This is a genomic window from Paraglaciecola sp. IT1134 (genome assembly GCF_058068185.1).
The window spans coordinates 616,017-638,619 of record NZ_CM176486.1 but is presented as its reverse complement, the minus strand read 5'-3'; the positions used below and the strand labels follow the sequence as shown (position 1 = coordinate 638,619).

Sequence of the window (22,603 nt, the reverse complement as noted above, 5' to 3'; positions counted from 1 at the left end):
CATTTTTTGGTAAGTAATGTTCTATTCTCGCTAATTTATATCCTGAACAGGGAGGGGAAAATCGAAAATTGTACAAAAATATATTTAATAACAGGCGAACCTTTGGTAGCTGTGTTGTTATCCAAGATAATTTAACTTTTAAAAAAAGAAATCATATGTTTAAGAAAATAGCCGCTGCAAGTTTATTAGCCATCGTTTCAACGAGCGCCTTTGCTGGTCAAGAGGTGTATGCGCAAATAGGTGGTATGGCAATGTGCATATTCTGGCTCACTTAATGAACGCCTATGATCATTTAAGCGAGCGCGTAGCCTAATTGATCTCTGCCATAGCAGACCTTAACCAGCGTTCAAAGCAGCGTATTTTTTCCTGCTCGAAATGATGCGCAGGTGCCACCAGGTAGTAGGAATAGTCGCTGACATATTCGAAATCGAACAACTTCACCAGTTGTTGCCTTTCTACCTGCTGATAGACCAGACTATGTCTCACCATAGCCATTCCCTGCCCGGCAATAGCTGCTTCTACTATTGTGGTGGTTGAATCTTCCACCTGTAATACCCGTCGATACTTTTCACCTGGTAGACCATGACTATCGAAAAATGCCTGCCAGGCGAGCCTAAAGTCGCCACTATTTTCCTCTAGCATGGGCAGTAAGTCCAAGTTATCCACTGAAATTCCCTCCTTTACTAGTCGGGGATGGCATACAAGGTAGAATTTATCCTCCATAAGATGGCGACTTTCCAGATCAGTATAATTTCCCGCTCCGAAACGAATGGCGATGTCGAGGTCACTGTTAGTAAAATCAAGCAGGACATTCGAAGGATCAATGCGAACACTGAGATGGGGAAATTGGGCCTGAAACGAAGCTAGTTTTGGCACCAGCCAGCGCGACGCAAAGGACTGTACAACCGTTATATTCAGGATATTGGGGCTGGGATCTTTCTGGAGTAATGCCACTCCCTTGCTGAGGGATTCAAAGCCTGCCCGAATATGTGGCAGCATACGCTTGCCATCTTCACTCAACTGCACTTCTCTGTTACTTCTGATAAACAGCTTCCTGCCAAGATGAGCCTCCAGAGTTCGGATATGTTGACTGATAGCCGCCTGGGTCACATAAAGTTTCTGTGCAGCCTGCTTAAAACTCAAGGTGTCGGCCGCCACTAAAAAATAGCGCAACGCATTAAGAGGGGGAAGTTTGTGCATATCACGGCCCTATCTGACATAAGATTTAGTTAATCGATGTATAGTTTTCATCGTTTGTTGGCGTGTCCTTATAGCACTATCTTATTACCTCACCCACAACAAAAAGGAAATGAATATGTCTAATTTAAGCCATACAAACAAGAAAACTCTTGCAAACACAATCGCTCTGTTAGCCTTTGTGGCAGTAATAAGCTATGCGCCATTCAGTTTAGCTGAAGTTAACAATGACGCCAAATTATATACTCAGGAAGGATACCCTTATGGACCTTTGATTGAGCGTATTGCGTCGGTCAAAATCCGCTATTCACAGCAAGCTGATAATCAAGTGCAATGTTCAACAGAAATTGCTGGTAATGGACAGAGCTGGAAAACTGAAATGCGTAGGGTGAGTAAGAAGAAATTTGACAAACGCCCCCTTAAGTCCTGTCTGGACAGAGTTCTCGCAAAACAGATCCTCGCCACAACTTACTAGGGCAATACAGGATGTTTAGTAAACCAGCTGATCCAGTTAATTCGGATCAGCTGATTATATTAGATCTTCAATGATGTTTAGCTTAAACGCTGACGGACTATCTCAAACAAGTACACACCAGTGGCCACAGACACATTGAGACTAGATACCGAGCCAGCCATGGGCAGTTTGCGTAAGCTCATCGCAATGTTCACGAGTAAGGCGGCGCATGCCCTTGCTTTTCGCGCCCATTACCAGTGCCCATGGGGCCAGTCAATTTACACTCATACCTCACCAGCGGTTCCCACTTCTAGTGACGTAGAATATCGCCAATACAACGACTAAAGCTAAAACAATATATTTCATAACTCGTCCTTTTAATGTACAGAGTTTTGTATTCCAGCACTCGATTCTTTTTACGATAAAACTAAATTCTTGTACGACGGTAATGAGCACAAAGCGGTCTAAAAAAATGCGAGCAGTAAAGCTACTTTGAGTAATCATGAGATATTGTGGATATTCTTTTTTTCGAACGTGTTTTCACTCAAAGCAAACGTTAACGCCGTTTTAGCTTCACTTTTTCATTACAGCTGATGCTTACTTAATCAAGAAATTTAGGGAATTTTGGTAATAAATCAAAATCTTGTTTTTCATGTTGAATTATCACTTTTGCATTTTCTTTTATTGCTAGAGCTTCAAATTTTTTTCTTGATGCAGTTGTTAATTGAATATCATTATATTGATGCATAGTTTTTAATTGTCTACCTCGTGCATGAACATACAAATCGCCAGATAATAAAACATTGCCTGCATCATGCAGCTTAACCAACAGAGCAGAACTTCCAAGAGTATGCCCCGGCATGGATTTAATGACTACATTTCCGTCACCAAAAACATCATATTCATTTTTAAATGAAATGGTTTTCGTTTTTTCAAGCGCCAAATAATATGCCCCAAAATATGTTCTAGCGGGTTCAGAAAACATATATTTTTGCTCTAACTCATTAACAATAAAAGTTGATTTAATAAATTTATTGGCATTTCCAGCGTGATCAGGGTGAACATGAGAAAGTGATAAATACTCAATATCCGTTGGTTTAAGCCCCAACTGTCCAAGTTGTTCAATCAGTTTTTTTTTAATTTTGCATGCCAAACCCCACTAACTTCCCCTTCAGAATTATCAGCCAGAGTATCTATATGGCCAGTATCCCAAAGTAAATCACCTTTAGGATGCTGAATTAAGAAACAAGGATTAACCATTTTTAGTTTTTGACCGTCGTACACACCGCTACCTGAGAGATCTTTGATGTCAGAAACGTCATAAGATCCACAATCTATTGCATATAATTTTATATTACTACTATTGGCTGCTTGATTAGCCCAAACAATGGACGCAAAAAAACAAAGGAAAATAACGACTACTTTTATCGAATTCATATTTTGTGAGTAAACCTATTCATTTAAATTTAATTGAAGCCATAGTCTCTTATTATGTGTTTTTATAAACACCTAGCTTAATGTCTTTTTCTGACAATTCAGCACCTTGCCAAATAAAAGTTTCCCTAGAACCCGCCATTAAGGATAGTTTTTGTAATATCCGTACCTCTACAGGAGATAAATCGTCGCTATTGTAGCGTTGATGCATTATTAAAGTAGGCTTAGGTTTTAGGAAGTACTTCCATTTAGAATATTCAGTAGCCCTACTCAAAAGATCACCAGCAACCTCAAAATCAGAGATAGCTAGTCTGTTTGGTGAGAAATTTTTATCGGAAGAAAAATTATCCCTTTTCCCCAATGTTAAATTCCAACTGTCAAAACTATTTTGATTAACTTGGACATATATCACTTCAGATTTAAACACGACACCTCTAAACACATAACGCCGAGTTAACCGGAAGGCGTTTTTTTGCGCCGATCCGGTTTAACGTTTTGTTAGCTGTTTTTTACTCCGACAAATATTATAGATGCAGGAGTCTGTGTTTTTTGATTAAAAGGTTCAATTATTTTTTTAGGGGTAAACCCATTGGTAATAAATAATTGCTTCCATGTTTCTAGCGTTCTGAAATACCAAGGTGCAGGGTCTTTGAATTTGTCACTGAAACCGACCCATGAACCCTCTCGCCAGCCATCTTTGTATTCTCTATCACCACAGCCAACTACTGGATGAATTGTTTGAATTATAAATGAACCACCTTCATTAAGTAAGAAAGGTATGTTTTCAAAAAAATCGATAACTGATTCTTTACCAAGTAAAGAAAAATTACAAACAACCACATCAAATTTTTCATTTAGTGTTTCGTACGATAAATTTTCGTAGGGAATGGTTTTAAACCTACCGTTACCTTCTTCTAGAGCTGAATCTATAAATTCAGGAACAACATCAACGCCTAATGAAAATATGCCTAATGTTTCTAATTCTCTAACTAGCCAGCCCTCTCCACAGCCAACATCTAGAACTGATTTTGCTTCACTTTCAATTACAGCATTAATTATTGCATTATTTGTTATAAGTAATCTGCTTTCAATTTCATTATTTCTAATGGCTGAAACCCAAGGGGCTACATTGGTTTTCCATGATTCGATAATTTTCAGATCACTATATTTAGTCATTTTCTTATGTCTTTTTACAGCTAACAGTCTATTATATGCGCCCCCATAAACTAACCTAAAACATTGTATTATTATTTTTAGATTCCTTTGGAACAGGTTGCCCGACTCCCCAATGCTCAACAATTTCTCCCTCTTTCATTCGAAATATATGGATGCTGGCACCACCAATGGAGTCAGGCCTGTGTTTGACGTGAAGATGGAGCCAAACAAGATCACCTTCGGAAGCGGTTCGTTTAATAGACATTGAAAGTTCTGGATACTTCTTATATCGGCTTGCAATCAAGCTTAATAACGCATCTCGCCCATCCTCTATGTGCGGTGCATGCTCAATAAAGTTTTCGCTATAGCATTCATTACGCAAAATATCTATCCGACGCGAAGGCTCAAGATCGGGGCGATTTTCAAGTATTTCCATACAATACAGAGCCTTCTTTAGGTTAGATTCCTCTAAAGCAGTCCCTGCGCTTTCTTTCGCATTAAGTTCACCGACTAAAATAAGCGTGAAAATCCCAAAAAGTAAGGCTTTAATCGATATTATTCCAGTACTCATATATTTCCCCTATATCAACTGCAGTCAGAATGTACATGCATATAACGCCAATGTAATTTGCTGAGAGAAGCGAAGCGTAACGAAGTCAAATTGACATTTTTGTTATACGCCACTCAAACAGCCCTTTTATAGAAGTGCATGAGTACACCTGATGGGCTAGTTTCAAACTGAGTTAGCTGAAATTTAGTCGGAACGGCTCCGTCAGCAAACAAGCGTTTACCTTCACCAACTACTACTGGGAAAGTCCAAATCCGAAATTCGTCAATAAGCTGATTAGAAAGCAGGAGTTGAATTAGCTGCCAACTTCCATGAACTTGTAGTAAAGGGCCATCTTCTTGCTTTAGCTTTAATATTTCTCCAGCTACATCTTGGCTGTTGATTTTTACCGAATTTTTCCAAGAGAGATCATTTGTATCCGATGTTACGACATACTTTTTTGCCTGGTTGAGTTTATCCGCGACTGGATTACCTGGTGCAGCATCGGAAAAACTTGAAATGAAAGTATTGTAAGTATTACGCCCCAACAAAACATCATAATTCTCAGCCATTGCCTCTCGACCAACCTGTTCCATAACTTCAGCCCAGCAATCATTAGCCCAACCACCCTCGGGAAAGCCTTCCGATGAAGCACCAGGAGCTTGCATCACACCGTCAAGAGTTTGGAATATTAATATCGCTAAATTTCTCAATGTATTTACTCCAGTAAAATGGGTATACCTATTACCGTATAGACATAATGACTCCCCACGAGCCAGCTTCTTTAGGTGCTGATCTCCAATATTCGTGGATTAGCTAAAAGCCAACGTGGCCCGGCCAGAGCCATAATAGTTTTGTTAAAGAAACTATCAAAAGGAGATCAGCATGAATAAACATAACATACTTTTTATTGGCTTAGATACGCATAAAGAATTTGTTGAAGTGGCCTACATTGAAGACCAACGAGGTGCCGAGCCGATCCATCATGGGCGTCAACCCACAAGCAAGTTAGCGATAACAAAATTAGCCCGTCAGTTTGAATCTAAATATCCCGATGCCACCTTGCATTTTGTCTATGAAGCAGGGCCTTGCGGTTACTGGATTTATCGTTTGCTCACCAGTTTGGGCCATTGCTGTTATGTGGTTGCCCCATCACTTATCCCTAAAAAACCAGGCGATAAAGTTAAAACCGATAAACGTGACGCCATGAAGTTGGCTAAGTTACTTAAGTCTGAAGACCTCACACCTATCTATGTCCCTGAGCCGGAAGATGAAGCGGTACGAGATTTGTCTCGTTCTCGGGAAGTCGCGATGAAGGATTTGAAAGACGCCAAGTACCAACTTAAGGCTATGCTGCTGCGCAACGACATTAACTGCAAAATCAAAGACAATTGGTCAGCCCCTCATTTACGGTGGCTAACTGAATTAATTTTACCTCATCCGGCCCAACAAATTGTTTTGCAAGAATGTATCCAAACGATTACCGAGCGCATACAACGCTTAGAACGACTGGATAATGAATTAGTCAATCAAGTACAACGCTGGCGCTATTACCCTGTTGTAAAAGCCGTACAAGCCATGCGGGGTGTGCGTTTACTGGTTGCCACTGGTGTGGTGGCCGAATTAGGGGATTTAAACCGCTTCGACCATCCCAGAAAACTCATGAGTTATGTCGGGCTGGTATCGAGTGAACACTCTAGTGGTGGTAAACGAAAATTAGGCGGCATTACCAAATGTGGTAATGGCCGAGCCAGACGATTATTAATTGAAGGCGCACATAGCTATCGCTATAACGCCAATATCTCTACCGAACTGCAAAAACGACAAGAAGGTTTACCTAAAATCATTACCGATATCGCATGGCAAGCTCAGCTTCGCTTATGTCGTCGCTACCAGCGATTGATGCACATGTCAACGGCAACGTAAAACTGACCCACTAAACTGCTAAAATCGGTAAAGTAAAATTGACCCACCCTTAGCGTTTTTTACTTTATTTGGTTTCTGTAATTGCAGGAGTTATTCCTGCTGTTTTCTTTCCTTTTAATCGATAGCTATTGCCAGATATTTGTATGATATGAGCATGATGAAGCAATCGATCTAATAGTGCAGCGGTAAGTGTTTGATCATCTGCAAATGCCGTTGACCATTGTGAGAATGGTAAGTTGCTCGTAACAATGACGCTGCCATATTCATATCGTTTCGCTATCACATTAAAGAAAAGATTGGCTTCTTCTCGTCCGAAAGGTAAGTAACCGATTTCGTCAATTACCAACAACTTTGGTCCAAGTACACTGCGCTTTATATAGTTTTCAAGGCGATCTTGTTTCTTTGCCGTAGCCAGTTGAAGCATTAAATCGGCAGCGGTAATGAAACGTACTTTTATCCGTTTTTGTATTGCTTGGTAAGCATAGCTTAAGGCTAAATGGCTTTTACCAACGCCACTTGGCCCAAGCAGTACAAGGTTTTCCGCTCGTTCGATGAAGCTCAGCCCCGTTAATTCCTGTAATTGTTTTTTCGGAGCGCCGGTTGCGAATTTGAAGTCATATTCGTCGAAGCGTTTTATGGCCGGTAAACCAGCAAACTTCAATAGCGTCTCGCGTGTTCGCTGCGCTCTAGCATCAAGCTCCACATTCAACAGCTGCTCAAGGAAGTCCGCTAAGGTATTATCGGTTCCCGCTGTCGTATCAGCTATCGCAGACCATTCAACGGCCATCGTATCGAGTTTAAGTGCTTCACAAGCACCGTATATTCTGTCCATTTGCAAGTTCATAGCGCCACCTCAATGAGTTGGTCGTAAGTGCTCAACGGATGTTGGAAGCTTTCAATCGGTAAAGCATGTCGAGTTATCGGTGCAATGATATTGGCTACTATCGGTGTTGTTGGTAATTCACTTAGCACCAATTTCTCTTTTATTAACAAGACTTCTGGTTTCTGTTTAGTTGTGCCGTGAATGCGCTGATGTGCGACATCATGCAGCCACTGACCGATTTGACCATTAGCAATGTCGACGTCCAGTTCCAGTCCTGCTTGTTTCATTGTGGCAGCCAGAGGCGTGATAAAACTGTGTTTTAAATAACCATTAAAGCGTTCTACTTTACCCTTGGTTTTAGCCCGATATGGGCGGCATGCGCGTAATCTAAAGCCGTAGTCAGCGGAGAGTTGTAGGAGCTTGCTGTTCCAACGATGTTTGCCATCACCATAAGCATCTCGTTCAATCATGATGCATTTGGCATTATCAAACAGGATTTCCTTGGGTACACCACCAAAGTAATTTAGTGCACCTTCAATACCCGCTAACCAGTCTTCTAGCTTTTCATATTCGCTGAAACAAACATAACTAGCTCGACTGTATCCTAATGTAGCGACAAAGCCTTTTAGTTTGTTTCTGCCACGCTTGATCGTCGTAAAGTCAACTTGCATTTGTTGACCTGGTGCCGTTTCAAAACGAACCACAGGATCTTGGGTTGCGGGCTTGAACTGACGAACATAGATCTTCACTAGTCCATCTTGTCCTTCATACCCTTGCGTTTGAAGCTCTCGAAACAGAACAATTGCCGGTATCCAGTGCGGCTTGGCGGCGTCTATTCTTTCTCGAAGATAAGGTTTAAACGCATCCAATATAGATGGCCTTGCTGCGCGAGGTCCATAGTCTGACGACCTAGCCAAATCTCGTAAATAACTTCTCACCGTATTACGAGATATGCCTAGTTGACGGCTAATACTTCGAATACTGCAACCTTGTCTATGTAACACATGTATATCCACTAATGACTCCTGATCTAACATTGCATTCACGCCGCCTCTTCATTTTCAGAATCAGTGGCAATTGTGCCTCAGGTGGGTCAGTTTTAAATTACCGTTAGTGGGTCAGTTTTACATTGCCGGTGACAACAAAGGTAAGCATTACAATGTGGTCGTGACTGCCATTGCCCGTGAGATGATTGCCTATATCTGGGCTATATCACGAGAAGTCGTGTTACCGCAGGTTAACCCCAAATTACGCTTATCAAGGGTGCCTGCATGAGAAAAGCGTTTGAGTTAGCGTGTTGGGTCAAGCATCGGCTGTGGCACAACCACCGAGGGCGTTAGGATGGCAATAGTGTTCACACATTATTGAACCACGAACATAGACTGAAGACAGGTCTGCGCCGGTCACCGGTCACGACGGAATAAGTAAGGTAGGCGCTGTTCATCGAAAGGTGAATAATCCACGGATATCAGCAGGACAACCGACGAATTTACTTGCTTCACTCAATGGGTTAACTCAATTTATTGTAAAAGACAAAAGGCTTTAAAAAAGAAGCAGGATACCGCTTGTTTTACTTGACGTGGGGAGTCATACCAACGACCCAATATGCCGGCAAAACGAGCGCAGCGAGTTGAGGTCGGAATAATTGGCTTGTTATACACTTACATGCTATCGAAATTACATCGGACAGGCATCGATTCGATAAAATCCGTGGGCATTAGATGACCCATAAATATGTATTTTTCATTCTGTATTATGATCTCAAAACTTAAATGTTTTTTGCCGCCACCAATATAATATTCATCCCAACTAGGCCACATTTTAATAACATTACCTGTAAAAAGTACTGGTGCAGCCTGATCAATAATAGTATCAGCTGGAATTAATTTAGGTTGGTATAGAAGGAAACCTTTAAAATCGTACTTTTTGTAGAAAACGTCCTTATCTCCCTTACCGTACAATAGCTCAATATATAAAACCTCATTATCATTGAGATTAAATAATTCCTCAGCCTTTACATTATATGAAGAAAAGCAGTTTTCTTCTAACTGAATATCACTAAAGAAAGCAGAACAACCAGACATAAAAGCTAAAACAAGAATTAGAATAAACTTCAAATGTAAAATCCTCTTTTTGTATAACGCCCGCAGAAGGCGCGCCGCCTTTTGACGTCGCTGTTGCTGCGATTGTTATATGATTCATCATTTGGGTCTAAGTGTCTCAATAATTTGCGCATCCACCCAGAACATATCTCCTTTTCCTGTGCTAGCAGGACTCATAAAGAAAAGATATTTTCCATCTGGCGTTACGTATCCTCCACGTTGTGAGGTACTTGTGTTTATCTTATCACCTAAGTTAATGGCAGTTCCCCAAGAGTTGTTTTCTTGACGAAAACTAACGTAGATATCACTACCACCATAGCCATCATCTCTTTTACTATCCCACAAAATATAGGACTCATCAGGTGCAATGAACGGGTGGACGTTCTGTTTTCCAGTATTTATCTCTTTACTAAGTGGCTTCGGGGCTTCACGTTCACCATTTACCAGTCGAGAATATCGAAGAACAAAATTTCCATCTTTAGCGTATTCATCAAGAACATAAGTGCCTTTGGACGAAGTCGTAAGGCGCATGATGTCGATATCTTCAAACGCAGAACCAAGGCTTTTAAACTCTGACCATCCCTCGTCGGTTCGCTCCCTATAGTTGTTTGCAAAAAACATAGTTTTACCATCAGGAGAGATAGACCCACCCACACCAGCTTCCACTTCTGACTCGTGCCATCGATTATTCTCGGATTTAAGAACAAAGTGCGAATCTTTTCCACTTTTGTTGTTTCTCCTACTAAAGTAGAACTCTTTCATGTCGGGTGAGAAGATAGCACCCCATTCATGATGCTCTGTCGAAATAATGCCAGGAGCGAAAACTTCAGGAGTTAAGCCTGGAGGCTTTTGCCCAAGATATGGGCCTACAGGGGCTGAAAATGTATCCTGACTATGACTTTTGCTACTCATAGTTAGAACCGAAAGTAGTAAAATAACTGAAATACAAATATGCTTCATAACATGTCCTTATTTGAATATGATTAAAGAAGTGGTCAGTTTAATCAAACCGATTTTAAAAAACCTGACGTCCTTATGACTTTAAGATGATTTTTCTCTGACGGCGATAATTAACCTATTAGGTGCATAATCGTGGTAGAGCGGCCCATTACTGAGCCGACCCCACACAGATCCGGACGTGCGGAATTACCGCATCCGGCTCTTCAGTTATATGTTCACGCGTGTAAATCACGCCCATCTTAGTACCAGTCAACATTGATCACTCTTTTGCTAACTCGTAGCTTCTGTATTTGGAAATACTCTAGCATCTTCTTAAAATTACTCCAGTTGTAACTCCGACGACCACTGCGTCTGTTCAGCCATTTGTACAGACTATGCAATACATAGTTGTACAACTTGCTCACACTGCGGCTATTGTCAGGCAGACCGAAGTAATTTCTAAACCCTGTCAGTTTACGTTTTAATTGAGGCAACCACATCGCTAGCTTTTGCGAGCGTTTGGATTTGATGAACTGGTAAAATTCGCTAAGGCTGGTTTGCTGCTTTTTGCTTGCAGTTCGTCGCCGTAGTCTTGGTTTACCATTTACATCCACTCCCCAGTAAAATGCAAAGCCCAAGAAGACAAACTGCCGCTTACTACTTGGTTGGAATCGACTAAATCTTAATAGACTGGTCTTTTCCGCCGCGGTATCAAGTTTGAACTTCTTTAGCCGTTTTGGTAGCACTCGGTAAAATCGCTCTGCATCATTGGCATATTGAAACGCGCACACAAAATCATCCGCGTAGCGGATCAGCATGGCTCTGCCTCGCATGCGAGGTTTTACTTTCTTCTCAAACCATAGATCCAATGCATAATGCAGATAGATATTAGCCAACACTGGGCTAATGATACCGCCCTGAGGTGAGCCACGTTGGGGTTTGATGTATGTCCCATCGGGGGCTTTTATCCGTGCTTTTAACCATTGTCCAATCAGGCTCAATAGTGCTTTATCGTCAATGCGCTGCTTGAGCATCATCATCAGCCAGTCATGGTCAATGTTATCGAAGAAGCCTTTAATATCCGCCTCTACAATATAACCGTAGCCTTTAAACTGGAGATTTAACGCCAAGCTGTGTACCGCTTGATGAGCACTTTTCTGCGGTCGGTATCCATAGCTGTTTGGCAAGAAATCCGCTTCCCAGATACTTTGCAGTATCTGGCTTACGCTTTGCTGCACAAGCTTGTCATCAACCGTTGGAAGTCCTAATGGGCGTTGCTTGCCATTACTTTTTGGGATGAAGACACGTTTAATGTCATTCGCACGATAACACTTGGTTGTCAGTGCAACACGTAAACGTGTGAGGTTTTCCACAAGCGACTGCTGGTATGTTGGCACTGTAATGCCATCAACACCTGGCGCGGCTCGTTTATTCAGTTGCTCCCAGCTTTGATACAGTAAATCGTCACCTAGCAATCCATATAGGCTCTGAAATCTGTGGCGGGGATGGGTTTGTGATTTAAATGTGATGGCGTTTAGTTCGGTTGTCATAGTGGTTCCAGCCCTACTTTGTCCGGCCTATGTGTCTGCTAAACACCTGATATAACTGTCAGCTCCTTCGCCATGTACAAGGCTTTCCCCTGCTCAGACTACTACGGGCTGATCTGACTGCCGAAGGGTCATCGTTGGCCTCGCTTGTGGCTTAGCTACCCTACCATTTCCTTATGGAACACCTTTGGCTCTCTCAAGTTCCTGATGCATCTCTTTATACATGCCACGGCTTGATAACTGGACTGACTCGCCACAACCTTGCCGCTTCAAATATCTTGAATAATGGTTGCTTTGCGTGGACTTCGACGGCGTTACAAGCCTCGTCAGTCAGGACTTTATTTATTATCCCAGCGATACCAGCACTTCAGGAACACGTATTCCCTATGGCCTATATAATTCTCTGTCTACGCTTCACATTGGTTGTTCATCTGATTGTGTCCTCACACAGCAAAGCACTTCCTTTGCTCAGACTCCGCGCAATGCGCAAGACTCGATACGGGTGGCTGGCTAAACCTTACCCGACAGGGACTTACACCCTGCAAGATGCATCAAGCTTCCTTGACGCACTAACGCTTTTTATAAATGGCGCGCGTTTTCTGCGCGTCCAGTGAAGGCCGCTTTTTGGCCGTAACGATATTTAATAAACTTGTGTACGCCCAGCATGGGCATGAACTAATGAGCGGAGTCCGCCCCGGATGAAAGTCCTCTGTAGGAAGATCACCGTTTACTTAACTTACTGTTATTAAACGTTAACTACTAGCGAATGGCAAGGGCCAAACCGTGAGCCGGCCTCCGCGAGGTTTGGTCTGAAGGAAGCCGGACGCAAATCTGCGAGCTGATGAACAAGAACATCATATGAGGCGTAGGCTGAAGGTGAGTTGGCACAAGACGACGAAACCACGTGATCTAACGGCCACCGTAAATGATGCAGCAGTGCAGAGACAGTTCATGCTCTTATCTGGGTGGGGCCGGCCTTCCGGAGATCTGCTTAACAAGCGATCGGTAATTAACCAGTAAGACTCTGGTATATAAGTGTCTTGGCCTTTGAATGTCATCGACTCAAAGGAGCGAATGAGATGAAAACCGACAGCGTCAACAGGGGTAACTTTGTTGATGATTAAGCAGAAGTCAGCAGACGGCATAGTAGCCAAATGCCCATCGTAATGGTTGGGACACGGTGAAGTCGCATGGGCGCCCCACCTGAACATTTAGAACAAAGGAGGAGCCTTATTGAACTTGAATACACGCATACCGTCCGGTAGCGACGTGACTCAGCGTACCGATAAGCAGCCAGCCTTTAGTGCAGATCTACTTGAGCTTATTCTTCGACCAGCCAATATTCTGGCTGCATGGAATCGAGTTCGAGCCAACAAAGGGGCTGCTGGCATTGATGGGATGACCATCAATGACTTCCCTGCTTGGGCAAAGGATGGAAACTGGAAACGTATTGCATCTGAGCTTCGTTCAGAGCGCTACCAACCTTCACCCGTTCGACGAGTGGAAATCGATAAACCAGATGGCGATAAACGTCAGCTGGGAATTCCGACCATTGTTGACCGCGTGATCCAACAAGCCATTGCTCAAGTGCTTACGCCTATTTTCGACCCAACCTTCTCAGACAATAGCTTTGGGTTTAGGCCAAATCGAAATGGGCAACAAGCGGTGAAACAGGTACAAAGCATCATTAAAACGGGTCGCCGTTTTACAGTCGATGTTGATCTGTCTAAGTTCTTTGACCGCGTTAATCATGATTTACTCATGACGCACCTTGGCTATAAAGTGAAGGATAAGCGTTTGTTAAGATTGATGAAACGTTACTTACGAGCTGGAGTTATCGATAACCAGTTTTATAGTGAAAGTCGAGAAGGTGTTCCTCAAGGTGGGCCAATTACTCCGCTTACAATATTGCATAAGTTTGCCCTTAGTAGTCGATGCACCATTATTACCGCCTAAATTACTCTGCGGCTCTATACGAAATACGATATTAACTTCTTCTTTGTAAACCTCAACGCGTTTCACCAGTGCTCTGATAATTTCTCTCTGACTATTGAAGTCGATGGTACCTAAAGACTCTGCTACCGTTTTTGCAAATTCCTCTAGCCGACTAACGACCAGAAATAGTTCCATTTGGCTGACGCTGTTATGCTGGCAGACTTCAATTTGTTGGTTTATTTGCTGTATCTTACTTTTTAGCTGACGGATCTTGGGTTCAAAATCCTCTTTGTCGATTACACCTTCTGCATAGCTGTCAATGAGCCGAGATTGACCTTTTTCTAAACGGTTCTTTTGCTTTTCCAGCGCTATTGTGTCGTACTTCTCATTGGCTTTTTTATCCTGTTGCAATAAATCCAGACGTCGTTCATGTTCCTTCTCTAATCGCTCTGGATGATTTAATAGATCGACCATCTGCTGCCAAACTATTTCATCTAACCTTTCTGTTCTGATTTGTTTGTTATCGCATATCCGTTGCCCACCAAACCGGTAACCATCCGTTCCAATGCAGCGGTAGTACGCATAGGCTTTCTTACCCCTAGCTGCCGATGGACTGATTTTCTTGCCGTAATACGCATAATGGCAATGCCCGCAAACGACTAGCCCTTGAAGTAAGTGGGCAGCGCCTCTACGGCGTTGTCGGGCTTGCTTCCTGTTTTCTTCCAACTGATCTTGAACCGTTAAAAATAGCGCTTCACTAACAAGCGCAGGTACCGCTATTTCTATCCAGTCTTCTTGATTGGCTTTTGATACTGAATACGGCTTCTTTGGTGTTTCGGCGCTGTGTTTTTGTGGACGAATTCTATCCCTGTACTCTGTGGTTTTGGTCTTACCAAAGGCGGCTCTGCCCATGTAGGCCGGATTTTGTAACATCCCCCAGATCACGCTCCGATCCCAATTTGCTTTTCCTGTTTGAGTCTCTATTCCTGCATCACTTAGACGCCGGCTGACCTCGCCTATGCTCAACCGTTCTTCGCCAATCCACTGAAATATCTGTCGCACCGTCGTGGCCTGGTGTAAATCGATGATGTATTGAGCTGCTTGCCCACCCTGTTGCTTACGGACGTAACGGTAGCCAAAGGGGGCATTGGATAGAACATCGACGCTGCCGCCTTTAGCTCGGTGGAGCTTGCCTCTACGGTTACGCTCCATGATTTTTGCGCGCTCGTATTCAGCAAACATGCCTTGCATCTGAAGCAGCATTTCATCTTCTGGTGTTTTGCCGATATCATGATTCAAAAACCGAACCTTAATGCCTAAGCCTGCAAATTCTTCCATCAATAGCGCCTGATGTGCGTACTTTCGTGATAACCGATCTGGTGCAAGGATATAAAGCAAATCAATCATCCCGATAGAAGCGGCGTCTCTGAGTCTCTCCAGTTGAGGGCGAATTAAGGTAGCTCCACTGATCCCCGCATCGACAAACATCATGTCTTCAATGAGGGTTTCTCCATCGGCTTCAATCTTCGCTTTTAGTAAGTCAATTTGGCTCCCAACATTGTCGTTTTTAGCCTGTTGGTCTGATGATACGCGAGCATAGAGTGCGACCATTTTATTATTGCTCATCCGTTGCCACCCACTTTCGAGGTTTTGGTGATGCAGACATTTAAGCAGCAAGTCCGGAGATTAACGAACCGTAACTGGGGCGTGTCCATGCGCTACCAACTCTTTAAAATCAGCCAATATTTACGCGGCTGGATAAACTACTTTGGTATCGCTAATGGCTATCAACGATGTGTCGATCTGGATCATTGGATCAGGCGCAGAGTCAGAATGGCTTATTGGCGGCAGTGGCGTAAGCCACGTACCAAAGTAAGGAATTTAATGAGATTAGGACGGTCCGACGCTCGGGTGCGAGTACAAGCAGCAGTTGCCTGTGGCATCACCAGCAAAGGACCATGGCGCAGTGCGAAATCCCCTGGGATCAATCAGGCTTTGTCACTTGATTACTTAAAATCCGAAGGGCTTTATTCGTTACGTGATGGTTGGATTTCGCTTCACTATCCTAAGTGAAACGCCCTGTGCGGAGGCGTCCGGGCCGACGCTTCGGTGCAGGGTGTTGTGGGGGCTGGAGGTTAGAGACCTCCGGCTACCCGATTTATGCTTACACTACTCGGAATATAGGTATATCGCAGCTGCTTTACCCATATTTTTATAATCGTGTCCAACACCTTGAACTACATGGATATTCCAATTGGATTTAACATTAAGATTAGAAGCTAATTCTTTTGATTTTTTGAAAAAGTGCTTTCCACGACTTAAGCGATAAGTGCCTTGAATATCCAATTGTGGGTTTCTTACAAGATGCCCACGAGTTTCATGCTCATTGTCTAGTTCACCGAGAAAAAGAGTAAGCTTAGATTTAAAAGCTGAACTTATTTTTTCTCGCGTAGAAACGCCTTTATTAAGACCGTAAGGAAAATTTTCTTTGAAAGTCGGAACTGTATACCAACCAGAATTTGACGCTAAGATTCGATTTGCTTTGTTTTTTAAATCAAATAAAGCAAGACGATGTAATATTTGACCACCAGCAGAGTGACCGAACATGTCATAATTTTTTGCTGTTAAGCTAAGTTTAGAAACGGAGTAATCAAAGACCCGATCAAAATCACTAAAAATCCATTCATTGGAATCAGAAACAACTGTATAGCTTTCTATTGCACTTTTAGCTTTATTGATTTTTACATCAGATAGCATTCTTGCAATGTTGTAATTCCAGAACCTCGGATAAAGCTTTTCAGAATAACTAGGAGATAAAATCAATACATTGTGTTTTTCTGAGGCTTCAACCCATGAGTCACGATAGCTCCATCCATTTCTTCCTGCTCCAGGAATAACAATAAGTACTTTAGTGTTTTCATCATAGGAATTAGGTAAATGATAATAAATATCAATATTTTTTTCTGCGTGCCCCTTACCACCTTCAATTGTGAATTTACCAGATCCTAAATTGATATTTTCATTCGCAGCTAATGTATACGAAGAAAATAAAACAATAATTATTGATATAAAAAATTTCAAATCGACTCCTTGATTTAGATTGTAAGCAATCGTGGTAGAGCGGCCCATTACTGAGCCGACCCCACACAGATCCGGACGTGCGGAATTACCGCATCCGGCTCTTCAGTTATATGTTCACGCGTGTAAATCACGCCCATCTTAGTACCAGTCAACATTGATCACTCTTTTGCTAACTCGTAGCTTCTGTATTTGGAAATACTCTAGCATCTTCTTAAAATTACTCCAGTTGTAACTCCGACGACCACTGCGTCTGTTCAGCCATTTGTACAGACTATGCAATACATAGTTGTACAACTTGCTCACACTGCGGCTATTGTCAGGCAGACCGAAGTAATTTCTAAACCCTGTCAGTTTACGTTTTAATTGAGGCAACCACATCGCTAGCTTTTGCGAGCGTTTGGATTTGATGAACTGGTAAAATTCGCTAAGGCTGGTTTGCTGCTTTTTGCTTGCAGTTCGTCGCCGTAGTCTTGGTTTACCATTTACATCCACTCCCCAGTAAAATGCAAAGCCCAAGAAGACAAACTGCCGCTTACTACTTGGTTGGAATCGACTAAATCTTAATAGACTGGTCTTTTCCGCCGCGGTATCAAGTTTGAACTTCTTTAGCCGTTTTGGTAGCACTCGGTAAAATCGCTCTGCATCATTGGCATATTGAAACGCGCACACAAAATCATCCGCGTAGCGGATCAGCATGGCTCTGCCTCGCATGCGAGGTTTTACTTTCTTCTCAAACCATAGATCCAATGCATAATGCAGATAGATATTAGCCAACACTGGGCTAATGATACCGCCCTGAGGTGAGCCACGTTGGGGTTTGATGTATGTCCCATCGGGGGCTTTTATCCGTGCTTTTAACCATTGTCCAATCAGGCTCAATAGTGCTTTATCGTCAATGCGCTGCTTGAGCATCATCATCAGCCAGTCATGGTCAATGTTATCGAAGAAGCCTTTAATATCCGCCTCTACAATATAACCGTAGCCTTTAAACTGGAGATTTAACGCCAAGCTGTGTACCGCTTGATGAGCACTTTTCTGCGGTCGGTATCCATAGCTGTTTGGCAAGAAATCCGCTTCCCAGATACTTTGCAGTATCTGGCTTACGCTTTGCTGCACAAGCTTGTCATCAACCGTTGGAAGTCCTAATGGGCGTTGCTTGCCATTACTTTTTGGGATGAAGACACGTTTAATGTCATTCGCACGATAACACTTGGTTGTCAGTGCAACACGTAAACGTGTGAGGTTTTCCACAAGCGACTGCTGGTATGTTGGCACTGTAATGCCATCAACACCTGGCGCGGCTCGTTTATTCAGTTGCTCCCAGCTTTGATACAGTAAATCGTCACCTAGCAATCCATATAGGCTCTGAAATCTGTGGCGGGGATGGGTTTGTGATTTAAATGTGATGGCGTTTAGTTCGGTTGTCATAGTGGTTCCAGCCCTACTTTGTCCGGCCTATGTGTCTGCTAAACACCTGATATAACTGTCAGCTCCTTCGCCATGTACAAGGCTTTCCCCTGCTCAGACTACTACGGGCTGATCTGACTGCCGAAGGGTCATCGTTGGCCTCGCTTGTGGCTTAGCTACCCTACCATTTCCTTATGGAACACCTTTGGCTCTCTCAAGTTCCTGATGCATCTCTTTATACATGCCACGGCTTGATAACTGGACTGACTCGCCACAACCTTGCCGCTTCAAATATCTTGAATAATGGTTGCTTTGCGTGGACTTCGACGGCGTTACAAGCCTCGTCAGTCAGGACTTTATTTATTATCCCAGCGATACCAGCACTTCAGGAACACGTATTCCCTATGGCCTATATAATTCTCTGTCTACGCTTCACATTGGTTGTTCATCTGATTGTGTCCTCACACAGCAAAGCACTTCCTTTGCTCAGACTCCGCGCAATGCGCAAGACTCGATACGGGTGGCTGGCTAAACCTTACCCGACAGGGACTTACACCCTGCAAGATGCATCAAGCTTCCTTGACGCACTAACGCTTAATATATGGGGATTTTGGGAGCGCTGTTCAGCGAGTAAAATTCCCACCATGATGTTTTTGTTATGTTTTGTTTTTCTGTACCAACGGAATTTTTGTTACGTAAGAGTATATGCCTATAAAAAAACCAATTACTAGTAGAGCAATATACCAATCGCCTAGATAATCTTTAAATTGCTCAAGTATGAAAACCGGAAATATAATCGATACCAGTAACAGCGCAGACTTTCCTGAATCATAATTCAAAACACATTCACATTTATGGCATTTTTTGTTCGTCATATTGTTGATAAGTAAAAGCGTCGAAAGTTTTTGCGGCTCTTTGCATTTTGGACATTCAGTTAATTTCAATCTTCCCCCCCACTTAAAAACATAACGCCTACAATAACGTGAAAAAAATAGCGAGAGCGAGTTTTTTTCACAGTGAGCAAAGCGAACGATGTTGATTGTTTTGTTATACGTTTTTACAACTGCCTTTTTCTAACTTGCCAACACCTTTTAAGTCGACATTTGAAATATTTAATTCACTAAGAGCAACATACACGTTTGCTAAAATTACTGGTCCAGCACATACATCAACGGCTAATAATACGCGTTTCACATTTTGATTTTTAAGCTCATGTACCAAAGACTTTGAATCGAACTCTTTTGGGTTACCTTCTAAAGAATAACTTGATTCATTTACAAAAATTGTAATTTGATCTTCAGCTAAAGTAACACCTGAAAAAACAAATAGAATTAGAATAAAACACTTTAACATTCTGCCTCCAAACTATTGAAACGTATAACGCCGCAATAAGCGGTGAGTAATAGTTGGCTAAAATGGGGCGAAGCGGAACGAGCCAACTATTACGAATCCGACTTGATTGCCTTGTATGGATAATAACTCATGTAAATTATCCTGATATTAATCGGGGTGAGGTAAAGTGAGACCCAAGCTTTAGCAGCAACTAAAGCCTTCTTTTGTGGTAGTTCGATTGATTGATGGCTCCTCAGTTGAGAGACCGATAACAAGAAAGAACGCCACGAAGGACTCCAAGCAAAACACTCGAATAGTCTACTGGGTCTCAACCCGCATTATGCAAGCAAGAGTTAGCTTATTATAAATACAAAAACAAATCAAAGCGTTAACGTCGGTGTCGATACAGGCAAGCTTCAATTAGATATTTATATCCGCCCTCTCGATATTTACTTCACTGTTTCTAACGATGAAAAGGGTATTAAAGAAGCCATTAAAAAAATCCAACAGCATTCACCTGGGCGCATTGTCATTGAAGCGACTGGCCGATTAGAAATGCCGTTCATTGTCGCCTGTGCGAACGCTAATTTGCCTTTCGTCGTGGCTAATCCTATTCACATTAAACGCTTTGCTGGGGCAATAGGTCAGCGCGCTAAAACAGACAAACTAGATGCTCAACTAATTGCTCATTATGGTGAGGCTATTCAGCCTAAGTTATCTCAGTTAAAGCCAGAAACGATGCAGGCTATGAGTGATTTAGTTGCAAGACGAAATCAATTATTGGTTATGCAAACGATGGAAAAGAACCGTCTACAAATCCTGCCGAAAGAACTCGCCATGACCATTAAACCTGTTCTCACCGCTTTCAAAAACCAGATAACCAAAATTGAGAATAAAATCGTCGCTCTCATAGAGTCTTGTCCTGATTATCAAGCGAAGAACTGCATCTTACAGAGCATGAAAGGAATAGGAAAAATAGCCTCCGCTTCTATCATCAGTAACTTGCCAGAGTTAGGTTACATGACCAACAAACAAGCCTCTGCGCTAGTCGGTGTGGCTCCCATGAATCGAGAAAGTGGGCGCTATAAAGGACTGCGGAAAATCCAAGGAGGCAGGCATCAAGTCAGGACTGTTTTGTACATGGCTATGATGTCAGCGATACAAAGTAACCCCGTATTTAAGGAAACGTATCAACGATTAGTTGCAGCAGGTAAACCCAAGAAAGTGGCTATTATCGCGTGCATTAGAAAGATGGTCGTCATCTTAAATTCAATGCTCAGAGATGGGGTTATGTGGGAAGCGCCAAAGGCTACAAATTAACTATTGACGCCATAGTCTCTTGTTAGCTGTACTTACTTGGCTCGTTTAGTTTTGTTTTACACCATGGGCAAAACATCGGATTTAAAACCCAACCTCTAGTTCGAGTTAATCTACCTTTGATTGTTATTGTGCCAAATTGAGATTTACCACAATTTGGACACCTATTAATAAGCATTTGAATTGCTATAGCAATAGCCATAGCTAATACGCCTACGATAAATAATACATCTTCAAAGCCACTGATAAAAAATGATAGAAGGATAGAAGTGAAGAATATAATAAAACAAGTAGGGATAATTTTAATAAAAATAGCTCTCCTTGCTTGATACTCTTTCTGTGAATCCATGCTCAATACTCTTGTACAGCTAACGCTTAACATATGGGGATTTTAGGAGCGCTTTACCAGCGAGTAAAATTCCCACCATGATGTTTTTGTTAACTGCCATTTATAATAACTACCACTGGCTTCTGACTATGGATATATTGATAACCAAAGGCGCTGATAATAACAATGACACCAAAGATATTAAGATACCAAGAAATCATTTTATATTGTGTTTCATTGTTACGCTTATCGTAGTGGTCTACAACTACCATAAGCGCATTTATTGCAGCGGTGATTAAAGCGCAAATGAATAAAGTTAAACCTAAATTGGTGAACGTAACACCATCACTACCAGCCCGACCAGGAAAATAAAAGCTGCCAGACAGCCAACCATATATAGCCAAAAATATAAGGAAGCACGCCCATATCACATTGAAAATGCGCGTCTTCTTCGGAATGTGATTAGGCTTAAATTCTTCCATGACTCTCATTGGCAGTTAACGCCCTAATAATGGGCAAAAAATTGTTGGCTAAAATGTTGAGGAACGAAAACAGCCAACTGTTTTTTGTCCTTATTTATTAGCTTGTTATGTGTCTCTATATTGTTTTAACCAAGCATTATATTTTCTTTTGTTTTTGTATTTTACTTCTAACATATCAGCAGAAATCATTGCCTGACCAAGTGTGGCTACTGCTTGACCACACCTATTTAAATGCACAGACTCATCATCACCTTGATCATGGTGCTTGACCAAATTTCTAGCGCTATTTCTAACTTTACGAAATTTACCTCTAGATATTTGTTGATGACCTTCCACCGCTAAATCGTAGTTAATTAACTCATGTATTATGTTAAAAGGGTTCTTACCAAGCTTTGCATCAGCTAAAGCAGTAAAGACCTCCTCAGCCGCACCAGCTAGAGTTAAGCAAGATATATATCTTCCATTTACTAGCATATCTATCGCATCTTCTAATTGCTCTTTAGCCAAATTTATTTTTTTACTATGGTTAGCCAATTAGAACCTCATAGCCGATAGATTGAATAGACACATAACGCCCAAATAGCGTGCTAAATAAAC

At 42.1% G+C, this 22,603-nt stretch carries 22 protein-coding genes and 5 pseudogenes; 7 read left to right on the top strand and 20 right to left on the bottom strand.

What is annotated here, in order from left to right; genetic code table 11:
* Positions 1-68 precede the first annotated feature (68 nt).
* Positions 69-275 carry a hypothetical protein gene (locus AC3RV5_RS02940; RefSeq protein ID WP_489730492.1) on the top strand — a complete coding sequence of 69 codons (207 nt, stop codon included), beginning with the start codon at positions 69-71 and terminating at the stop codon, positions 273-275.
* 34 nt (positions 276-309) lie between these two features.
* Here the strand turns inward: AC3RV5_RS02940 and AC3RV5_RS02935 are convergent, their stop codons facing one another.
* Positions 310-1,200: a LysR substrate-binding domain-containing protein gene (locus tag AC3RV5_RS02935; protein WP_489730491.1), complete on the bottom strand. Its 891-nt coding sequence runs from the start codon at positions 1,198-1,200 to the stop codon at positions 310-312.
* Between the two features lie 115 nt (positions 1,201-1,315).
* On the opposite strand from AC3RV5_RS02935, the gene AC3RV5_RS02930 reads away from it, so the two are divergent.
* The gene (locus AC3RV5_RS02930) at positions 1,316-1,672 is read left to right on the top strand and encodes a hypothetical protein (protein ID WP_489730490.1); all 357 of its coding nucleotides are present in this window, start codon (positions 1,316-1,318) and stop codon (positions 1,670-1,672) included.
* A gap of 77 nt (positions 1,673-1,749) precedes the next feature.
* On the opposite strand, the pseudogene AC3RV5_RS02925 reads toward AC3RV5_RS02930, so the two are convergent.
* The 7 genes and pseudogenes from AC3RV5_RS02925 to AC3RV5_RS02895 form a co-directional block, all read right to left on the bottom strand.
* Positions 1,750-1,940 (bottom strand): annotated as a pseudogene (locus AC3RV5_RS02925) (TrmH family RNA methyltransferase); the annotation flags it as partial.
* Between the two features lie 312 nt (positions 1,941-2,252).
* A complete protein-coding gene (locus tag AC3RV5_RS02920) occupies positions 2,253-2,804 on the bottom strand; it encodes an MBL fold metallo-hydrolase (RefSeq protein WP_489730489.1) in 552 nt (183 codons plus the stop codon).
* The gene (locus AC3RV5_RS02915; protein ID WP_489730488.1) at positions 2,777-3,088 is read right to left on the bottom strand and encodes a hypothetical protein; all 312 of its coding nucleotides are present in this window, start codon (positions 3,086-3,088) and stop codon (positions 2,777-2,779) included. The genes AC3RV5_RS02920 and AC3RV5_RS02915 overlap by 28 nt, the downstream gene beginning before the upstream one ends.
* A 52-nt stretch (positions 3,089-3,140) precedes the next feature.
* Positions 3,141-3,512 (bottom strand): hypothetical protein, encoded by a 372-nt coding sequence (locus AC3RV5_RS02910; RefSeq protein WP_489730487.1) that lies wholly within the window; start codon positions 3,510-3,512, stop codon positions 3,141-3,143.
* 71 nt (positions 3,513-3,583) lie between these two features.
* Positions 3,584-4,261 (bottom strand): class I SAM-dependent methyltransferase, encoded by a 678-nt coding sequence (locus AC3RV5_RS02905; RefSeq protein WP_489730486.1) that lies wholly within the window; start codon positions 4,259-4,261, stop codon positions 3,584-3,586.
* Positions 4,262-4,316: 55 nt separating this feature from the next.
* Positions 4,317-4,811 (bottom strand): nuclear transport factor 2 family protein, encoded by a 495-nt coding sequence (locus AC3RV5_RS02900; protein ID WP_489730485.1) that lies wholly within the window; start codon positions 4,809-4,811, stop codon positions 4,317-4,319.
* A gap of 113 nt (positions 4,812-4,924) precedes the next feature.
* Positions 4,925-5,500 carry a dihydrofolate reductase family protein gene (locus AC3RV5_RS02895; RefSeq protein ID WP_489730484.1) on the bottom strand — a complete coding sequence of 192 codons (576 nt, stop codon included), beginning with the start codon at positions 5,498-5,500 and terminating at the stop codon, positions 4,925-4,927.
* Between the two features lie 172 nt (positions 5,501-5,672).
* Between AC3RV5_RS02895 and AC3RV5_RS02890 the strand changes: the two are divergent.
* Positions 5,673-6,695 (top strand): annotated as a pseudogene (locus AC3RV5_RS02890) (IS110 family RNA-guided transposase); the annotation flags it as partial.
* Between the two features lie 82 nt (positions 6,696-6,777).
* On the opposite strand, the gene istB reads toward AC3RV5_RS02890, so the two are convergent.
* On the bottom strand, positions 6,778-7,557 hold the full coding sequence (istB, locus tag AC3RV5_RS02885) for an IS21-like element helper ATPase IstB (protein WP_489728457.1): 780 nt from the start codon (positions 7,555-7,557) through the stop codon (positions 6,778-6,780).
* Complete coding sequence (gene istA, locus AC3RV5_RS02880) at positions 7,554-8,573, bottom strand: IS21 family transposase (RefSeq protein ID WP_489732082.1); 1,020 nt, start codon at positions 8,571-8,573, stop codon at positions 7,554-7,556. Before istA ends, istB begins: the two co-directional genes overlap by 4 nt.
* Before the next feature lie 106 nt (positions 8,574-8,679).
* Between istA and AC3RV5_RS02875 the strand changes: the two are divergent.
* Positions 8,680-8,811, top strand: a pseudogene (locus AC3RV5_RS02875) (IS110 family transposase); the annotation flags it as partial.
* Positions 8,812-9,197: 386 nt separating this feature from the next.
* Here AC3RV5_RS02875 and AC3RV5_RS02870 read toward each other — a convergent pair.
* The 3 genes from AC3RV5_RS02870 to ltrA (AC3RV5_RS02860) all read right to left on the bottom strand — a co-directional run bounded on the left by AC3RV5_RS02870 (position 9,198) and on the right by ltrA (AC3RV5_RS02860) (position 12,127).
* Positions 9,198-9,653 carry a hypothetical protein gene (locus AC3RV5_RS02870; protein WP_489730483.1) on the bottom strand — a complete coding sequence of 152 codons (456 nt, stop codon included), beginning with the start codon at positions 9,651-9,653 and terminating at the stop codon, positions 9,198-9,200.
* An 84-nt stretch (positions 9,654-9,737) separates the two neighbouring features.
* The gene (locus AC3RV5_RS02865; protein WP_489730482.1) at positions 9,738-10,598 is read right to left on the bottom strand and encodes a TolB-like translocation protein; all 861 of its coding nucleotides are present in this window, start codon (positions 10,596-10,598) and stop codon (positions 9,738-9,740) included.
* A gap of 239 nt (positions 10,599-10,837) precedes the next feature.
* Positions 10,838-12,127 (bottom strand): group II intron reverse transcriptase/maturase, encoded by a 1,290-nt coding sequence (ltrA, locus tag AC3RV5_RS02860; protein WP_489730469.1) that lies wholly within the window; start codon positions 12,125-12,127, stop codon positions 10,838-10,840.
* A gap of 1,230 nt (positions 12,128-13,357) precedes the next feature.
* Here ltrA (AC3RV5_RS02860) and AC3RV5_RS02855 point away from each other — a divergent pair.
* On the top strand, positions 13,358-14,080 hold the full coding sequence (locus AC3RV5_RS02855; RefSeq protein WP_489730481.1) for a reverse transcriptase domain-containing protein: 723 nt from the start codon (positions 13,358-13,360) through the stop codon (positions 14,078-14,080).
* Between the two features lie 510 nt (positions 14,081-14,590).
* Here AC3RV5_RS02855 and AC3RV5_RS02850 read toward each other — a convergent pair.
* A pseudogene (locus tag AC3RV5_RS02850) lies at positions 14,591-15,670 on the bottom strand (recombinase family protein); the annotation flags it as partial.
* 45 nt (positions 15,671-15,715) lie between these two features.
* Here AC3RV5_RS02850 and AC3RV5_RS02845 point away from each other — a divergent pair.
* Positions 15,716-16,132: pseudogene (locus tag AC3RV5_RS02845) on the top strand (group II intron maturase-specific domain-containing protein); the annotation flags it as partial.
* A gap of 96 nt (positions 16,133-16,228) precedes the next feature.
* On the opposite strand, the gene AC3RV5_RS02840 reads toward AC3RV5_RS02845, so the two are convergent.
* From AC3RV5_RS02840 to AC3RV5_RS02830, 3 genes are all read right to left on the bottom strand, one after another.
* Complete coding sequence (locus AC3RV5_RS02840; RefSeq protein ID WP_489730480.1) at positions 16,229-17,140, bottom strand: hypothetical protein; 912 nt, start codon at positions 17,138-17,140, stop codon at positions 16,229-16,231.
* Between the two features lie 138 nt (positions 17,141-17,278).
* Positions 17,279-18,568: a group II intron reverse transcriptase/maturase gene (ltrA, locus tag AC3RV5_RS02835; RefSeq protein WP_489730469.1), complete on the bottom strand. Its 1,290-nt coding sequence runs from the start codon at positions 18,566-18,568 to the stop codon at positions 17,279-17,281.
* A gap of 1,026 nt (positions 18,569-19,594) precedes the next feature.
* The gene (locus tag AC3RV5_RS02830) at positions 19,595-19,900 is read right to left on the bottom strand and encodes a hypothetical protein (protein ID WP_489730479.1); all 306 of its coding nucleotides are present in this window, start codon (positions 19,898-19,900) and stop codon (positions 19,595-19,597) included.
* Positions 19,901-20,242: 342 nt separating this feature from the next.
* On the opposite strand from AC3RV5_RS02830, the gene AC3RV5_RS02825 reads away from it, so the two are divergent.
* Positions 20,243-21,199, top strand: a complete 957-nt coding sequence (locus tag AC3RV5_RS02825; RefSeq protein ID WP_489732081.1) for an IS110 family RNA-guided transposase — start codon at positions 20,243-20,245, stop codon at positions 21,197-21,199.
* Positions 21,200-21,221: 22 nt separating this feature from the next.
* Here AC3RV5_RS02825 and AC3RV5_RS02820 read toward each other — a convergent pair whose 3' ends face one another.
* From AC3RV5_RS02820 to AC3RV5_RS02810, 3 genes are all read right to left on the bottom strand, one after another.
* Positions 21,222-21,545, bottom strand: a complete 324-nt coding sequence (locus tag AC3RV5_RS02820) for a hypothetical protein (RefSeq protein WP_489730478.1) — start codon at positions 21,543-21,545, stop codon at positions 21,222-21,224.
* Between the two features lie 89 nt (positions 21,546-21,634).
* Positions 21,635-22,006, bottom strand: a complete 372-nt coding sequence (locus AC3RV5_RS02815) for a hypothetical protein (RefSeq protein ID WP_489730477.1) — start codon at positions 22,004-22,006, stop codon at positions 21,635-21,637.
* 105 nt (positions 22,007-22,111) lie between these two features.
* Positions 22,112-22,540, bottom strand: coding sequence for a hypothetical protein (locus tag AC3RV5_RS02810; protein WP_489730476.1), 429 nt, complete (start codon positions 22,538-22,540; stop codon positions 22,112-22,114).
* Positions 22,541-22,603: the final 63 nt, after the last annotated feature.

Coding starts and splice junctions, on each gene's coding strand:
- AC3RV5_RS02935 (WP_489730491.1), bottom strand. CDS start 1,200: ATGCACAAACTTCCCCCTCTTAATGCGTTGCGCTATTTTTTAGTGGCG.
- AC3RV5_RS02930 (WP_489730490.1), top strand. CDS start 1,316: ATGTCTAATTTAAGCCATACAAACAAGAAAACTCTTGCAAACACAATC.
- AC3RV5_RS02915 (WP_489730488.1), bottom strand. CDS start 3,088: ATGAATTCGATAAAAGTAGTCGTTATTTTCCTTTGTTTTTTTGCGTCC.
- AC3RV5_RS02905 (WP_489730486.1), bottom strand. CDS start 4,261: ATGACTAAATATAGTGATCTGAAAATTATCGAATCATGGAAAACCAAT.
- AC3RV5_RS02900 (WP_489730485.1), bottom strand. CDS start 4,811: ATGAGTACTGGAATAATATCGATTAAAGCCTTACTTTTTGGGATTTTC.
- istB (WP_489728457.1), bottom strand. CDS start 7,557: ATGAACTTGCAAATGGACAGAATATACGGTGCTTGTGAAGCACTTAAA.
- istA (WP_489732082.1), bottom strand. CDS start 8,573: ATGTTAGATCAGGAGTCATTAGTGGATATACATGTGTTACATAGACAA.
- AC3RV5_RS02865 (WP_489730482.1), bottom strand. CDS start 10,598: ATGAAGCATATTTGTATTTCAGTTATTTTACTACTTTCGGTTCTAACT.
- ltrA (WP_489730469.1), bottom strand. CDS start 12,127: ATGACAACCGAACTAAACGCCATCACATTTAAATCACAAACCCATCCC.
- ltrA (WP_489730469.1), bottom strand. CDS start 18,568: ATGACAACCGAACTAAACGCCATCACATTTAAATCACAAACCCATCCC.
- AC3RV5_RS02830 (WP_489730479.1), bottom strand. CDS start 19,900: ATGTTAAAGTGTTTTATTCTAATTCTATTTGTTTTTTCAGGTGTTACT.
- AC3RV5_RS02820 (WP_489730478.1), bottom strand. CDS start 21,545: ATGGATTCACAGAAAGAGTATCAAGCAAGGAGAGCTATTTTTATTAAA.
- AC3RV5_RS02815 (WP_489730477.1), bottom strand. CDS start 22,006: ATGGAAGAATTTAAGCCTAATCACATTCCGAAGAAGACGCGCATTTTC.